The organism is Marichromatium bheemlicum (genome assembly GCF_012276755.1).
In the GTDB taxonomy this organism is placed as follows: Bacteria; Pseudomonadota; Gammaproteobacteria; order Chromatiales; family Chromatiaceae; genus Marichromatium; species Marichromatium bheemlicum.
In genome coordinates this window covers 1-15,561 of record NZ_JAAXKX010000037.1, presented here as the reverse complement: position 1 = coordinate 15,561, position 15,561 = coordinate 1, and the positions used below count along the sequence as shown (strand labels likewise).

Genomic DNA, 15,561 nt, shown 5'->3' with positions numbered 1-15,561 from the left:
ACGGCCTGTGAGAGATAAGCTGGTTGGATACATCCAGCACTTTTATAATCGAGTTCGACTGCACTCAAGCTTAAATTACCTGAGTTCAGTTGAATATTAAGCAATGACGGCATGAGCAGCGTAGGTGTCCAATTTATCTGGGGAAGATCATACTCCACAGAATAGTGACATAGTTTATGGAAAACAGGATTCTCAAGCTATGGTCAAGTGGTACGACAAACACCTTCGGTTTAAACCGGTTACCATAGCATGGTTGACCTCTATCAGTCTACTTTTGACCCAAGGATGTGCGCTAAACAAAGAAAATAAACAAATAGATATAAACTATAAATCCCTTCACATGGCATTGCCAAAAGAAGGGCTTTTTTCAATAACAAAAACATCAAATTTAATCGCGCTGGAGTATGTTAATGGCAGTGTGGTCGCATTATCTTACTTTCCATCTGTGACGCCAGGAGATAATATCGAAATCGCTGCGTCTGCGTGGTTCGAGTTTCTTTTTGGGACAGGCTATGAACGTGATGACTACGTAAAAAAAATATTACCTATAGAAGAAATAAGGCGAATAAGGTGGAAATTCGTAGAGTCGACTAAAAGAGTGACGCGTGATCATACGCGAATCTACTGGCTTAATTACAATACTCAAGCGCCGATAGATGCAAGAATCCTTATAGTTAGGGAGGGGCACTCCGAAGGCTATTACGAGGTAATTTACAAAGGCGACCAGAAATTTCCTATAGACGAAATAGTTGAGTCTATTGACCTAAGTAAGAACTAGGGAGCCTGCGAATAAGCCCTGATCAACGTGCTAAACCCCATTCTCGCTGCGCCATGGCCATAAATTCAGCACTTTTCACGGTTCCCAACCGCCTGCACTTGCCTTTTCAGGCAGTGCAGGCGGATTAACCCTGCGTTCTCAACATCTGGTCCACCCGTACAACGTTAGCCAGGGCGAACAGCATCGCCAGCTTGCCATCGTTTTTCTTCAGGCCACGGTAGCGGGCTTTTACAAAACAAAACTGACACTTGATGATCCGAAACGGATGCTCAACTTTCGCGCGGATACTGGCTTTAAGATGCTGGTAGTGCCCTGACCGATAGGATTTTGAATCGCACAATGTGTTTAGCTCACCCGCAGTCAGTCAAACGCACATCGTGGCGTTGTAGTGATGAATGAAGTTCCAGAGTGCACCCAGATGGTTTTCCTGGTTCTTCGAGAACGCGAGCGACTTTCTCACCAACCGGGAGATACGCTGCCGGAGTGTACCGTTGAACCGTTCGATGTGGTTGGTTTCCCCTTGGGACTTCGCACTGGGGTAATGTCGGTGTGCCGGGATGATCCGCGCATAGGCGCTCCAGAAGTCTGTGTAGACGGGAGCGGAAGTCTGATATTGCGCAGGGATGGAATCCCACAGAGCCTGTGCGGAGCGCTCCGTACGATCGCCAACATGGACCCCGACGATACGCCGGATCAGGCGATCCATGGCGAGCCAGACCCATTGTTTGTTCAGGCGTTTTCCGACAAAGGACCACAGTTCGTCGCACTCCAGGATTACTCCGTAGGGTGTGGTGTTTTTTTAGCGCGACCTGACGAGGCACCTTCTTGTACTTCTCGTTCACGTAGTTCTGCAGCCAGGCCTCGGAGACCTTCACCGCACGGGCAATTCCGGCCAGGGAGATTTTTTCCAGCAGCAACCGATCGATCAGTTCGCGGGTTTCCTGAGAAACCGGTCCCTTGGCAGGATGGAGAACGAACTGGCGGCCGCAATCTTGACACTTGTACAACTGCTTTTTCAGCCGGTTGAATCCATTTTTGGTCACATGGTTGGAGTGACACTGCGGACATGTCAGATACATCGTCTTCACCCTTAAAGCAAGAGATTCTGATCTTATCGAAACCTATCGGTCAGGGCACTACCAACAAACGCACTCACCCGCATGTTCCGCGCGCAGTGCACCCAGACGCGCCGTCCCTCTCGCTGCAACGCGCGCAGCAAGACGGAGAAGGTTTGGTAGTCGGAGACCTGCGGTTGTTCCCAGTCGACGGGGATCTGGATGTAGCTCAGCCCGAGCGCGGTGATGTGTTCGGCCTCGCCGAGCAGGGCGTTGTGGGCGGTGGGTGGGGCGAGGTTGATGACGGTGTCGACACCCAGCCGGGGCAGGGCGGCGATGTCGGCCACGGAGAGCTGGCCTGAGGTCCAGAGCCAGTCGAAGACCTGGTGGGTGTTCTCGGCGTCCACGGCGCTTCGGTCCTTGCACGCCCAGGTTGCTGACCGACGCGGTCCGGCGATCTTCGCGGGTCCTGGATGTGGCTTCTACCCGAGTCTATACCACCCTTTCGATGCAATGGAACCACAGCGTGTACGGCTCGGCTCAGGGCGGCCCGAGCCGCTGCAGCTTGGTCGCATAGTCGAGCGCCAGTTGCTGCTCGCCGTGACGGCGGGCGAGGTCGACGATGGCGACCAGCAGGTCGCGATCCTCCGGGTGACGACGCTGGGCGGCGCGCAGGGTGGCGAGCGCGGTCTCCGGCTCGCCGGCGCGGGCCTGGGCGAGCCCGAGGACATAGGCATGGTGTGCGTTGTCGGGGGCGAGACGGGCGGCGTGGCCGAGTGCCTCGACCGCGGCGGGCCAGCGCTGTTGGCGGATCAGCGCGAGGCCGAGCGCGTGGTGCAGGGTGGCGGCCTCGGGGCGTTGGGCGAGCCCCTGGCGGAGGGTGCGCTCGGCCTCTGCGTCGCGACCGAGTGCGCGCTGGAGGTCGGCCAAGTTGACATAACCTGGGACGAAGCCGGGATCGAGCCGGAGCGCGGTGCGATAGGCGCGTTCGGCGGCCTCGGGGCGGCGGGCATCGAGTTCGAGCAGGCCGATGTTGAGGTGTGACTCGGGTCGCTCGGCGGTGGCCAGTTGGGTGGCGCGATAGTCGTCGAGCGCCTGTTCCAGCCGTCGTGCCTCGGCGGCGTCGCGGGGCGTGGCGGCGAGCGGCGCGACGCGGCGCGCGGCGATCATGCGCACCGCGCGCACCGGGTCGTCGAGCCGGGGCAGCGCCAGGGCGCGCAGGGTCGCGGCATCGGCGCCGGCGAGTGCGTCCAGCGCCGCTGCGCGCACCAGGGGGGCGGGGTCGTCGAGCAGGCGGCGCAGGGTCAGCTCGCGCCCTGGATCGGGTGCGCCGCGCAGCAGGTCGAGCGCGCTGGCCCGGGCGATCGCCGGTTGGTCGCGATCGGCGGCGAGCCGGAGCAGGCGCGGCTCGGCGGCGTGCGGGTCGTGGCGACCGGCGTGGAGGATCTCGCCGAAGTGGGACGCTCGCTCGGGCCGCGTGCCGTACCAGCGCGTTAGCGCCGCCTCGGCCCAGGCCGGGTCGCGGTCCTGGTGACACTGGTTGCAGGCGTTGGGGGTGCCGAGGGTACGGCTGAGGTCGGGGCGGGGGATGCGCAGGCTGTGGTCGGCGCGCTCGTCGATCACCATGTAGCGGCGCTGCGGCATGTGACAGGCGACGCAGGCCGCGCCGCTGGAGCCTGCGGGGTGATGATGGTGCGCCGGGGCGTCGTAGCGCGTCGCCGTGTGGCAGCGGGCGCAGACCGCATTGCCCGGCGCGTGTGGCTGGAGGTCGTGCGGGTCGTGACAGTCGCTGCAGGTCACGCCGTGCCGGTACATGCGGCTCTGGATGAAGGAGCCGTGGACGAAGACCTCGTCGAGGATCTGGCCGTCGGGGTGGTAGCGCCCGGGTTCGAGCAGGGCGAGACGGTGGGTCTGGCCGAGCGGCTGGCCGGGCGTCGGGTCCTCGTGGATCAGCCCGCGCCGGGCGTGACAGCGGGCGCAGGTGTCGAGTTCGTGCTGCGCGGTGCGCGCCACCGTGCGTCTGGGCAGGCCGTGCTCGGGGTCGATCACCCAGTGCCCGCCGTCGCGGTCGCCGAGGTCGACGTGTAGCCCCTTGGTCGCGCTCCACTGGCCGGGCCCGGCGGCGACCGCGCGGGCCTCGGCGACGTGTGTCGCGCCCGCGCCGTGACAGGCCTCGCAGGCGACGTCGATCTCCGACCAGGTGGTGTGGTAGCGGTCCTCGGCGAGGTCGTAGCCCTTGCGCAGGCCGGTCGAGTGACACTCGGCGCACTGGTGGTTCCAGGTCTGGTCGCGGCTGGTCCAGTGCAGCGGGTGCTCGGGGGTGAGCGGGGTGTCGGGGTAGAGATGGAACCAGCGCTGGCCGCCGTCCTCTGGCGCGCGCGCGTCCCAGGCGATGCCGAGGGGCTGGAGCCGACCGCCGGGGAAGGCGATGAGGTATTGCTGCAGCGGCCACCAGCCGAAGGTGTAGTCGATGCGGTAGGTGTGGATCGCGCCGTCCGGCCCCTCGGTGTCGACGTAGAAGCCGCCATCGCGACGGAAGAAGCGGCTGGTGACGCCGTGCGCCTCGATGCGGGCGTCGGCGAAGTCGCCGAGCACCGTCTGCTCGCTCGCCTCGGTCATCGCCAGGTCGTGGTGCGAGCCACGCCAGCGCGCGGTCTCGGCGGGGTGGCACTCGGCGCAGACGGCGACGCCGACATGCCCGGGCGAGTGCGCCACGCTCGCCGTCGGTGCGAGCAGCACGACGAACAGCGCGAGCGCACGCATCGGCGACATCAGCGCGGCGTGCTCGGCGCCGCCGGGAACACCCGCAGCCAGTCCTCACGCATCGACACCAGTCGCCAGCCCTTGCCCTCGGCGTCGTCGAGCGCCTGGTCGAGCCGACCGATGGCGCTGTCGCGGTCATAGGCGTATTCGCGTTCGGGGTCGTCGTGGTGGATCAGCAGGCCGAGCCGGGGACCGTCGCCGCTGGTGGTCCAGTCGAGCATCTGGTAGTCGCCGTCGGAGTTGCCGACGGCGAGGATCGGGCGGCGACCGATGTGACGGGCGATGCCGACCGGCTTGCCGGCCTTGTCGTCGACGAAGCTGATCTCGGTTTGGCGCATCAGCCGGGGCTGGCCGTCGTCGCCGATCTCGTAGACCAGCTCGATCTGCGAGCCGATCACCTGTTCGGGCGGGATGCCGTAGACGGCCTCGGTCCAGGGGCGCATGAAGTCGATGCCGCCGCCGGAGACGATGAAGGTCTTGAAGCCCTCGGCGCGCAGATAGGCGAGCAGCTCCAGCATCGGTTGGTAGACGAGGTCGGTGTAGCGCCGCTCGAAGCGCGGGTGTCGCGCCTCGGCGATCCAGGCGCTCACCAGTGCGGCGAACTCGGCGCTGGACAGCCCGGTGTGGGTGGCGGCGATCAGTTCGAGGATGGCGTGGTGCCCTGCCTCGGCGAGTGCGTCGAGGTCGTCCGCGAGGACCGCGTCGAAGGGCGGCTGGGTCGACCACTGCGGGTGTGACGGGGCGAGTGCCCGTACCCGATCGGCGGCGAACACCAGCTGGGTGTAGACCGGTTGCTCGACCCACAGGGTGCCGTCGTTGTCGAAGACCGCGATGCGCGCCTCGGCGGGGACGAAATCCGCTCCCGGGGTGGTGACGGCATCGACGAACCCGATGATCGAGGTCTTGAGCGCGCCCGTTCTCCACGAGGGCAGCGGGTCGGCGAGCGCGAGCGTGGGCAGGAGCAGGCAGACGAGCAGTAGGCGCGGACGCATGGTGGGGATCCTTCCTGGGTGGTTGTCGGGTCAGAAGTGCCAGCTCGCGGCGAGCACCGGACCGCTGAAGCGGATGTGGTCGAGCCGCTCGTCGTCGTCGAACGACCAGGCGAGATGGCGATAGAGCAGCGAGACGGCGAGCGCCTCGCGGCGATAGCTGATCCCGCCGAGCGCCTGCCAGGCGAGGTCCGACTGGCCGGTGCCGAGATCGACCCGCCAGGGCAGTGACCAGCGCTGATCGAGCACGATCCGTCCGCGCAACCCGCCGATCAGGTCCCAGGCGCCCTGCGAGGCCCGGCGCTCGCGGGTTCCGGGAATCGTGTTCGAGAAGTCGATCTCCAGATCGAGCCGCCGCACCCCGGCGAGCAGGTCGAGCTGGAGGCGCTCGCGCTCGACCAGCCGGTATGCGCCGCTCAGGTCGAGGATCCAGCCCTTGGTGCCGAGTTCGGCCTCGACCCGAGGGCCGTCGCCGATCGGCAGGGTCGCGCCGCCCTCGGCGCTGACGTTGAGATAGACGACGTCGCCGATCAGTGTCCAGGGTCCGCGCCTGGCCTCCAGAGCGCCCATGAAGGCGAGATCGAGGTTGCGGATCAGGGTGTCGAAGCCGACGTCGAGCTCGGCGCCGCGGGCGGTCTCGCCCTCGATACCGGCGCCCCAGAGATAGAGGCTGGCGCGGTAGTGGGTCTCCTCGGCGGTGCTGGAGGCGCTGGCGAGGACGCAGCCGGCCAGCAGGGCGGTGGTGATCCGGGGACGAATTGGGGACATCCGTGGCTCCTCGGGGCGAAAGGGATCGGCGCGTGCGGGGACGCCGCGGTCCCCGCACGCCGGTGCGGCGCCTAGTGCGCGCCCGGGGTCAGCATGGTCTCCATCACCTTGTCGAGACTGAAGCTCGCCGCCTCCTGGCGTGGCGGGAACTCCTGGAAGGTCTCCAGGAAGTTCGCCACATAGGCCTGTGCCGGTACCAGCAGGAAGGCGCGGTCGAGCTGCCAGTCGTGATAGGTGTTGGAGGTGATGGTCGCGCGCTCGTACGGATCACGCCGCAGGTTCTCGATCAGCGGCACCCGCAGCGGCACGAAGGGCTCCATCCACACCCGCAGCGTGCCCGGGCTCTTCTGCTCCATGAAGAGGATCTTCCAGTCGTCGTAGCGCAGTGCGGTCAGGTCGCCGTCGTCGGAGAAGTAGAAGATTTCGTGGCGCGGCGTGTCCGCGGTCTCGCCGGTGAGCAGCGGCAGGATGTCGTAGCCGTCGAGATGGACCCGATAGTCGCGCCCGATCGCCTGATAGCCCTCGAGCAGCTGCTCCTTGATACCGGGCTCGCCGGCGATCGCGAGCAGCGTCGGCAGCCAGTCCATGTGGTGGACGATGGCGTTGCTCCAGGTGCCGGGCTCGATCCGCCCCGGCCAGCGTACCATCGCCGGCACCCGCCAGCCGCCCTCCCAGTTGGTGTTCTTCTCGCCGCGGAAGGGGGTCGCCGCCGCGTCCGGCCAGGTGTTGTAGTGCGGGCCGTTGTCGGTGGAGTAGAACACCAGGGTGTTGTCGGCGATGCCCAGCTCGTCGAGCTTGTCGAGCAGCTGGCCGACGTGCATGTCGTGCTCGACCATGCCGTCGGCGTACTCGTCCTGCCCGGAGATGCCGCGCAGCTCATCCTTGACGTGGGTGCGAAAGTGCATTCGGGTGCCGTTCCACCACACGAACCAGGGCTTGCCCGCCTTGGTCTGCTCCTCGATGAAGCCGAGCGCGCGGGCGACGGTCTCGTCGTCGATGGTCTCCATCCGCTCCCTGGTCAGCGGGCCGGTGTCCTCGATCTTCTGGGTGCCGTCTGGCAGGGCCCAGGCGTGGATCACGCCGCGTGGCCCGAAGCGCTCGCGGAAGGCCGGGTCCTTGGGATAGTCGAGGTTCTCCGGCTCCTCCTCGGCGTTGAGGTGATAGAGGTTGCCGAGGAACTCGTCGAAGCCGTGGTTGGTCGGCAGGTGCTCGTCGCGGTCTCCGAGGTGGTTCTTGCCGAACTGGCCGGTGGCGTAGCCCTGCGCCTTGAGCAGCCCGGCGATGGTCGGGTCGGCCTCGTGCATGCCTTCCTCGGCCCCCGGCAGCCCGACCTTCGAGAGCCCGGTGCGGAACACGCTCTGGCCGGTGATGAACGACGAGCGCCCGGCGGTGCAGGACTGCTCGCCGTAGTAGTCGGTGAAGGTCAGGCCCTCGTCGGCGATGCGGTCGATGTTGGGCGTCTGGTAGCCGACCAGCCCGTGGGTGTAGGCGCTGATGTTCGACTGACCGATGTCGTCGCCCCAGATCACCAGGATGTTGGGCGGGGCGGCGGCGCCCGCGGTCGAGACCGCGAGCAGCGCCGTCAGGCCCAGCCCCAGGGCGCCGCGCCGATGGCGTCCCCTCGGATGCGTGCGATACGACCTCGGATGTTGCGATCGAGCCATCTGCAATCTCCTCTGGTTGGTCTTGCGTTGCGCGCGCGTGCGCCGGACGAGGGACGAACGCCCGCCCGGGATCCGTCACGCGACCCCGGGGGCAGTGCCCGATGTCGCGTCATCAGTCGAGCGAGCGAGTCGGGGAGCGATCCCGCTCGGGGAGGTGTCGCCGTCGCTGGGGCTTGGGGCGTCGCCCTTCGGGGTCGGTCGGCGGAATGGCGGTCGAGGTCGGTTGCTGTTGAAATTTACACTTTGGGTGTAAAGGACTCGTTCGCAAGTCGCTCGTTCGGGGCGAGCGACCCGAAGGGCATACCGGTGTGAGGAGCGGGGGCGGTGGATGGTGCCCCCGGCGTTTGTGGGCCTGACTCGGGCAGGGAAAAAGAGCGATCGGCCAGCTCGCTGGTTGGCCGAGGCACGGCGTGCCACAGGATGGATGACGGTCTCGTGTGGACCGATGGGGTGAGTGACCGACCGGCCCGATGCCGATGATCGGCGTCCGCGTGCGGTCAAGCATCCCTTTCTGCGTCTCATCCCCTTTGCGCCCTTGTAGCTCATGCGTCGAAGCGCTGCGATCGCGTCCCGATGTTGGGTTAACCGTCGACGAACGCCGCAGATTCTTCGATGCCATGGTGGGCGGACGGTTAACCCAACCTACGAGACTGTCTCGGGCAAGGGAAAAGAGCGGTCGGCCAGCTCGCTGGTTGGCCAAGGCGCGGCGTGCCACAGGATGGATGGCGGTCTCGTGTGGACCGATGGGGTGAGTGACCGACCGGCCCGATGCCGATGATCGGCGTCTGCGCCCGGTCACTCATCCCACCCTACGTCTCGTCCTCTTAGCGCCCTTGGCGCCTTTGCGGTTCAATCTCTTTGCGGTTCAATCTCTCCGGTCGGCGGGTGTCTCTGGCTGCGCGGTGTCCGGTGCTGCCGGGCTCTCGGGCTCCGTCGCCGGTGCTGGCGCTTCCGGCGCGACCGTCAGGTCATCGGCCTCCAGGTCGAGCAGCTCGCCGAGGTCGTAGCGCGAGAGCCGGAAGACATGGGGCAGGTGGTCGCTCTGTAGCGCATAGTCGCCATCGTCGAGCGCGCCGATGCGGTAGTGACGCGTGCCCGTCTCCAGGCTGAGGTCGAGTTCGAGCACCGGCTGGTCGAGCCCGGACTCGGCCCCGGCATCGAGCAGGGTGCGGTAGCCGAGGTTGGCGACGCTGCGCACCAAGGTGTCGATGGCGTGCTGGTCGGCGCTGCGGCCCTCGGTCGCGCCCTCCAGTTGCCAGCCCTCGCCGTCGCGCGCGACCCGCCAGCCGTCACCGGCGATGGCGGTGATCTGCTCCGGCTCGACGCGCAGCAGCCCGGTGTCGATCCAGTCCTCGGCGCGGTTGGAGAGATCGGCGAGGGCGAGCGGCAGGTCGAGCACCGCCGTCTCCCCGGCGGGGCGGGCGAACAGCCGACGGTAGCCGGGCGAGTCGCCGGCATAAAGGGTGGCGAGCGGTTCGCCGCCCTGGTCGGCGAGCACCAGTCGCCGCTCGAAGGCGTCGTCGGCGACGCGGAAGCGTGCCAGGGCCGCGTCGCTGGTGGCGATCGGCGGGGTGCGGCGCAGTGCGCCCAGGGTGTCGAGCAGGCGCGCGACCTGACCCTCGCGCACCGGCACGTCGCCGAGGCTGGCGAGGGTCCAGCCGTCCTCGCCGCGTTCGAGCACCAGTGGCTTGCTGTCGTCGGGGCCCGCGATGCTCACCCGCGCGACCGTCTCGGGGTCGAGATCGAAGAGCGCCGCGCCGCTCGGGGCGGGGGCGCCGACCCCGGCGCCGCCGAGCCCGAGGATCAGGGCGAGGAGCAGTTGCAGCGCCAGGAACGCGCCCAGCGCGATCACCACGGGCGCGCGCAGATCGGCGCGCCAACGCATGTCGATGGCCGTTGTCATCGTGCTTCACCTCCGCTGGCGAGGATGGCCGCCGCGGCGCGGGCGCGCCGTCGCCGGGCCATCCGATGCAGCCAATAGACCAGTGCCAACCCGGCGAGGGCGGCGAGATAGTTGATGGCCTCCCAGAACACCCGTGCCTGCTGGTCGAGCGGCGCCAGGGTGCGGCTGAACTGGCCGCGACCGCGCAGCGCGAGCAGCCCCCGGTCCTCCAGCGACCACTCGACGGCGTTCTGGATCAGCTCGACCGGCTTGAGGTAGTGGGTCTGGGTGGCGTCGGTGGCGAGCCCGATGGCGGTGTCGGTGAGGAAGCTCGACGAGCCGATCAGGATCAGCCGCGCCGAGGCCGGCGAGCTGTCGACCACGCCCGAGATCACCGGCGCGGCGTCCTCGGTCTCGGCCTCAGCCTCGTCGGCTGCCGTGTCGTCGTCGCTGCCTTCGAGCAGCGGCGAGGGCCGACCGGCGAAGGGCGAGTCGAAGCGACCCTCGAGAGCGACGGCGAGGAGCTTGCGGCCACGGTCATCGCCACGGGCGAACCCGAGCGCGCCGTGGGCGTCGAAGTCCGGCTGCATCTCCTCCGAGTCGCTGCTCCAGGCCCGATCCGAACTCTCCAGCAGTCGCGTCACCCGCCGCCCGGTAGCGGCCTCGGCATCGAGGGTGATCGGCGAGGTCCAGTTCATGGTGATCCAGCCGAGGTTGGCGGTGATGCCGGAGTCGGCATCGAGCCCGTCGTCGCGCACGTCGGGGAAGTAGGGATAGTCGAGGGTCTGGATCTCCTCGACCAGGAAACCGCCGATGTCGCGCTGCACCGGGATCGGGAAGGGGGTGTTGCGCGGGTCGAGCACCAGGCTCGGCTCCAGGGTGATGCCGTGGTGGGCGAGCCAGTCCTCCAGCCCGGTGTCGATGCGCCGGGCGCCGATCGAGCCGCCGCCGAGATCGACGTCGAAGCGCGAGGCGGCGAGGATCACCGTGCCGCCCTGCATCAGGAACTGGTCAATGGCGAAACGCTGGCGCTCATCGAGCGACTCGGGGGCGATCACCAGCAGCAGGTCGGTGGTCTCGGGGACCTGGCCGCTGGCGAGGTCGGTGTCGACCAGGTTGAAGCCCTCGCGCAACCGCTCGCGCAGCAGGCTGTAGCCGGGGCCGCCGGCACCGGGCATGCCGAAGCGGTTGGGGCCTTGCTGCGGGGTGTAGAGCGCCAGGGTGCGCAGCATCCCCGGGGCGAAGCGCTTGACCGCGGCGGTGATGGTGCGGTCGAGCCCGGCGCGGTCGAGCGACTCGGGCAGCGGCACCGGGATCACCTGCTCGCCGGCGCGCACGATCATGTAGAAGTAGAAGGGCGTCGGGTCGAGCAGGCTGACCACCAGCGGCTCGAAGCCGTACTCGCTGGCGATGCGCTCGGCCAGGGCGCCGTCGCCGGCGTCCGGGTCGCTGATGCGGTAGTCGAAGCGCCCGTCGGCGCGCGCGGCGAACTCGGCGAGCACCGATTCCAGATCCTCGCGCAGCGCCGGCAACGGCTCGGGTAGGCGCTCGGGGGCGGAGACGAAGGCCTCGAGCGTCACCGGCGTGGTCAGCCCGGCGAACACGTCGGCGCCGCCGCGATAGCCGTAGAGCACCTTCTTGATGGTGCGGGCGATGTCGTACTCGGGGTTGCGCAGCCGCACCTCCAGGTCGGACTCGCCGCGCACCTTCACCTCGATCAGGTCCTGGAAGCCGAGCGTCTGGTACTGATCACCGTACTGCACCAGCAGGTCGAAGTAGGAGTTGACCACCGAGGTCTGGTAGCGATCGGCGCTCTGGAAGGCGACCGGGTGGATGCCGTAGCGCTCGCCGGCCTCGCGTTCGAGTTCGGGGTGGTCCTTGGGGTCGACGAACTCGACTCGCACCCGATCACCGCCGGCGATCTCGATCTCGCGCAGCAGGTCGCGCAGCTGCGGCACCAGCGGGGCGAGCAGCGGATGGGTCTCGGCGCTGAAGTAGCCGCGGATCAGCAACGGCTCCTGGAGCTGGGCGAGATAGTTGCGGGTGGGCTCGGAGATCGAGTAGATCCGCCCCTCGGTGAGGTCGATGCGGGCGTTGCCGATGGCGTTGAGCCACAGGTTGGCGGCCACCAGGTTGGCCACCACCAGCAGGGTGACCAGCCGCCAGCGCCGGTGATGACGCGGGTTGGCCTCGTCCTCGGCCCAGCGCAGCCGCTCCAGGCTGTGGACGGTGAGGGCGAGGAAGACGCCGACGATGCTCAGGTAATAGGCGAGATCGCGCAGGTCGATCACCCCGCGGGTGATGGAGTCGAAACGCGCCCCGGTGCCGAGCAGGCGCAGCAGCTCGCCGCCGCCGTGGCCGAACAGCCCGGTCAGGGTCTCGGCGCCGATCAGGTAGAAGAGGGCGCAGATCAGGGTCGCGCCGATCAGCGCGACGATCGGGTTGTCGGTGCGCGCCGAGACGAACAGCCCGATCGCCAGATAGGCCGCCGCCAGCAGCAGGGTGGCGAGATAGGCGCCGAACACCGGGCCCCAGTCGAGCGGGCCGAGCAGCGCGACGGTGAGCGGCAGCGGCAGGGTCAGCGCCAGGGCCACGGCGACTAGCGCGAGCGCGGCGAGGAACTTGCCGAGCACCAGCCGGTAGAGCGGCACCGGCAGGGTGAGCAGGGTTTCGAGCGTGCCGGCGCGGCGCTCCTCGCTCCACAGCCGCATGGTCAGCGCGGCGCTGAGGAAGATCAGCAGGATCGGCATCCACTCGAACAGCGGTCGCACGTCGGCGATGTTGCGGGCGAAGAAGGCATCGACCCAGAAGAAGACGAACAGACAGACGGCGAGGAAGCCGCCGATGAAGAGATAGGCCACCGGCGAGCCGAAGAAGGCCGCCAGCTCGCGGCGGGCCACGCGCAGGGTCTCAGCCATGATGCACCTCCACGGGCCGCTGGGTGACGGCGCCGAACAGCGCCTCGAGGTCGTGACGCTCGGGGGCGAGCGCGTGGAGCGGCCAGTCGCGCGCGGTGATGGCGGCGGCGACGCTCGGCGCGGTGGCGTCGGGATCGGCGGTGGTGAGGGCGTAGCGATGGCGTCCGTCGGCGCCGCCGAAGTGCTCGACCGCCTCGACCCCGGCCAGCTCGACGAGCGCCGGGCGCGCCTCGTCGGGGCCCCGGTCGAGGGTGACCATCAGACGGGGCGCGCCGCCGATGCCGGCCAGCGGCCGGTCGAGCGCGAGGCGGCCACCGTGCATGATCAGCACCCGATGACAGACCGCCTCGACCTCCTGGAGGATGTGGGTCGAGAGGATCACCGTCGCCTCGCGGGCGAGTTCGCGCACCAGATCGCGCATGTGCTGGATCTGCGCCGGGTCGAGCCCGTTGGTCGGCTCGTCGAGGATGAGGATGCCCGGTTCGTGGAGGATCGCCTGGGCGACGCCGAGACGCTGGCGATAGCCGCGCGAGAGGGTGGCGATGCTCGCCTCCGCCTTGGCGCCGAGCGCGGTGCGCTCGATCGCGCGGCGGATTCTCCGCGGGCGCTCGGCGATGGCGATGCCGCGCAGCGCGGCCTGGTAGTCGAGCGCCTCGATCACCGTCAGCTCGGGCGGCAGCGGGCAGTTCTCGGGGAGATAGCCGATGCGCTGCTGGATCGCGCGACGCTGCTCGGCGATGTCGAGCCCGTCGACGCGGATCCGTCCCGCGCTCGGTTCGAGGAAGCCGGTCAGCATCTTCATGATGGTGGTCTTGCCCGCGCCGTTGTGGCCGAGCAGCCCGACGATCTCGCCACGGTCGATGGAGAACGACACCTCCCTGACCGCTTGCAGCTCGCCGTAATTGCGACTGAGCTCGCGAACCTCGATCATGGTCAAACCTCGGTGATGGAGTTGCGAAGATGGGTGCCGCGCGCTGGCGGCAGGGCATGGATTTCACCGCAATCGACCCGGTATCCGCAAGGGTTCTCGCATGATCGTGGACGCAACGGAACCAATCGGGCGCGAAACCATCGAAATCAATTCGGTCCGTTGCTGGCGCCGGTGGGCGATGCCTGGCGGATCGATCGAATCCGGCCCCGCCGTCGACGGCGAACCGAGCCGCTGCAGCCCCCGACTGGCCCTGGCCCCTCACCAGGGCACCAACACCCGGCCCTCCATCAATCGCCGCGCGCTGCGTCGCATGATCGCGCGGTGCGCCGTCCAACCCGCGTCCGCGGGCACCACCTCGGCGCCGACCTCCAGCACCCCGGCGGGGTGACCGATACGCACATGGCGCACGCCGTGCCCGCCGGGCCAGGGGGTGAGGGCGTTGACCAGGGTGCCGGGGAGGGCGGCGGCGACCGCCAGCGCCACCGCGCCGGTGCCGGTGAAGGCGTGGTGCAGCCGCCCCATCGAGAGGATGCGGGCGAGCAGGTCGCAGCGCGTGGCCGGAACGCTGGCGCCGGTCGAGTCGCGATAGTCGGCGGCGGGCGCGACCCAGGCGAGCTTGGGGGTGGCCGGTCGCGCGCGGCTCACCGCCTCGGGCGTTTCGCCCAGCCCCATGCGCACCGCACAGTGGGCGCGGATGCGTTCGAGCCGGTCGAGCAGCGCGGGGTCGCCGTCGATCGTCGCGCGCTGCGCGCGTCCGTCGAGTCCGAGATCGGCCGCGCGCACGAATACCGTGGGGTTGCCGGCGTTGATCAGACTGACCGCGAGGACGCCGACCCCGGGGACCTCGATCTGCTCGCACGCACGCCCGGTGGGCAACAGCGGTGCCTCGGCCGAGCCACCGGGGTCGAGAAAGCTCAGCTCCACCGCTGCGCCCGGCCAGGGCACGCCGTCGAGCCGGAAGTCGCCGTCGACCACGGGTTCGCCGTCGCGTACCGGCACCCGGGCGATGATCCGCTTGCCGATATTGGCCTGCCAGATACGCACCTCGGTCATCCCTTCCTGGGCGTGGACCAGCCCCTCCTCGATCGCAAAAGGACCGACGGCGGCGGTGAGGTTGCCGCAGTTGCCGCTGTAGTCGATCACCGGGTCGGTGATCGAGACATGGCCGAAGTGATAGTCGACATCGCAGTCCGGGCGCTCGGAAGGGGCGATCAGCACGACCTTGCTGGTGCTCGAGGTGGCACCGCCGAGCCCGTCGATCTGCTGGCCGTAGGGATCGGGGCTGCCGAGCGCGCGCAGCAGCAAAGCGTCGCGCTCGGCGGCATCGGCGGGCAGGTCGGCGGCGTGGAAGAACACCCCCTTGCTGGTACCGCCGCGCATCCACACGGCGGGAACACGCCGCTGGGCGCGACGGGGGCGGGTGGGGTCGGACATGGGCGGAACTCCTTGGCTGGACTGGACGATCGTGCGATTGTCCACACGGCGTCCGCGAGCCGCCAGCCTTCAGCTCCCAGCCCCCAGCTCCGTAGGTTGGGCTGCCGCATAGCGGCAACCCAACTTCTGCGTCTCAGGACTGACGTCAATGCCTGAAAGGCCTGCGCGGGTATTCGGTTACCCGTTTAAGTTTCCTGAAATGTTACTCTTCCCTAGATCGTATACCAACTTATTGAATTGTGGTCGGCCTGTATTGTGCTATGCTGCTATCAGCATGGCACTGAACATGCGGCCATTAGTCTATTTAATTTTTAGAATTCAAAAGGAAGAGTTGCATGATCCAAGATTCGAAAATTCAAGCCGCAGTATCCCGCATCAT

At 67.5% G+C, this 15,561-nt stretch carries 12 protein-coding genes and 1 pseudogene; 2 read left to right on the top strand and 11 right to left on the bottom strand.

Annotated features, from left to right (window positions below):
* Both HF203_RS16315 and HF203_RS15870 read left to right on the top strand, forming a co-directional pair.
* On the top strand, positions 1-100 hold a 100-nt coding region (locus HF203_RS16315; RefSeq protein WP_343043945.1), incomplete at its 5' end, for an IS3 family transposase.
* A gap of 24 nt (positions 101-124) precedes the next feature.
* Positions 125-778, top strand: coding sequence for a hypothetical protein (locus tag HF203_RS15870; RefSeq protein ID WP_168671062.1), 654 nt, complete (start codon positions 125-127; stop codon positions 776-778).
* 124 nt (positions 779-902) lie between these two features.
* Here the strand turns inward: HF203_RS15870 and HF203_RS15865 are convergent.
* From HF203_RS15865 to prpF, 11 genes and pseudogenes are all read right to left on the bottom strand, one after another.
* Positions 903-1,082, bottom strand: a pseudogene (locus HF203_RS15865) (transposase); the annotation flags it as partial.
* Between the two features lie 60 nt (positions 1,083-1,142).
* A protein-coding gene (locus HF203_RS15860) for an IS1 family transposase (RefSeq protein ID WP_246221822.1) occupies positions 1,143-1,851 on the bottom strand; the annotation gives its coding sequence in 2 pieces (ribosomal slippage) (positions 1,143-1,556 and positions 1,558-1,851; 708 coding nt in all).
* Positions 1,852-1,889: 38 nt separating this feature from the next.
* The gene (locus HF203_RS15855; RefSeq protein ID WP_343043944.1) at positions 1,890-2,240 is read right to left on the bottom strand and encodes a protein tyrosine phosphatase family protein; all 351 of its coding nucleotides are present in this window, start codon (positions 2,238-2,240) and stop codon (positions 1,890-1,892) included.
* Positions 2,241-2,373: 133 nt separating this feature from the next.
* Positions 2,374-4,605, bottom strand: coding sequence for a tetratricopeptide repeat protein (locus HF203_RS15850; protein WP_246221820.1), 2,232 nt, complete (start codon positions 4,603-4,605; stop codon positions 2,374-2,376).
* Positions 4,605-5,588, bottom strand: a complete 984-nt coding sequence (locus HF203_RS15845) for an HAD family hydrolase (protein ID WP_168671061.1) — start codon at positions 5,586-5,588, stop codon at positions 4,605-4,607. The genes HF203_RS15850 and HF203_RS15845 overlap by 1 nt, the downstream gene beginning before the upstream one ends.
* Before the next feature lie 30 nt (positions 5,589-5,618).
* Complete coding sequence (locus HF203_RS15840; protein ID WP_168671060.1) at positions 5,619-6,353, bottom strand: hypothetical protein; 735 nt, start codon at positions 6,351-6,353, stop codon at positions 5,619-5,621.
* Positions 6,354-6,424: 71 nt separating this feature from the next.
* Positions 6,425-8,017 (bottom strand): arylsulfatase, encoded by a 1,593-nt coding sequence (locus HF203_RS15835; RefSeq protein WP_210424817.1) that lies wholly within the window; start codon positions 8,015-8,017, stop codon positions 6,425-6,427.
* An 865-nt stretch (positions 8,018-8,882) separates the two neighbouring features.
* Positions 8,883-9,920 carry a DUF4340 domain-containing protein gene (locus tag HF203_RS15830; protein ID WP_168671059.1) on the bottom strand — a complete coding sequence of 346 codons (1,038 nt, stop codon included), beginning with the start codon at positions 9,918-9,920 and terminating at the stop codon, positions 8,883-8,885.
* Complete coding sequence (locus HF203_RS15825) at positions 9,917-12,817, bottom strand: Gldg family protein (RefSeq protein ID WP_168671058.1); 2,901 nt, start codon at positions 12,815-12,817, stop codon at positions 9,917-9,919. Before HF203_RS15825 ends, HF203_RS15830 begins: the two co-directional genes overlap by 4 nt.
* Positions 12,810-13,748, bottom strand: a complete 939-nt coding sequence (locus tag HF203_RS15820; RefSeq protein WP_168671057.1) for an ABC transporter ATP-binding protein — start codon at positions 13,746-13,748, stop codon at positions 12,810-12,812. The genes HF203_RS15825 and HF203_RS15820 overlap by 8 nt, the downstream gene beginning before the upstream one ends.
* Positions 13,749-14,006: 258 nt before the next feature.
* A complete protein-coding gene (gene prpF, locus HF203_RS15815; protein ID WP_168671056.1) occupies positions 14,007-15,182 on the bottom strand; it encodes a 2-methylaconitate cis-trans isomerase PrpF in 1,176 nt (391 codons plus the stop codon).
* Positions 15,183-15,561 lie beyond the last annotated feature (379 nt).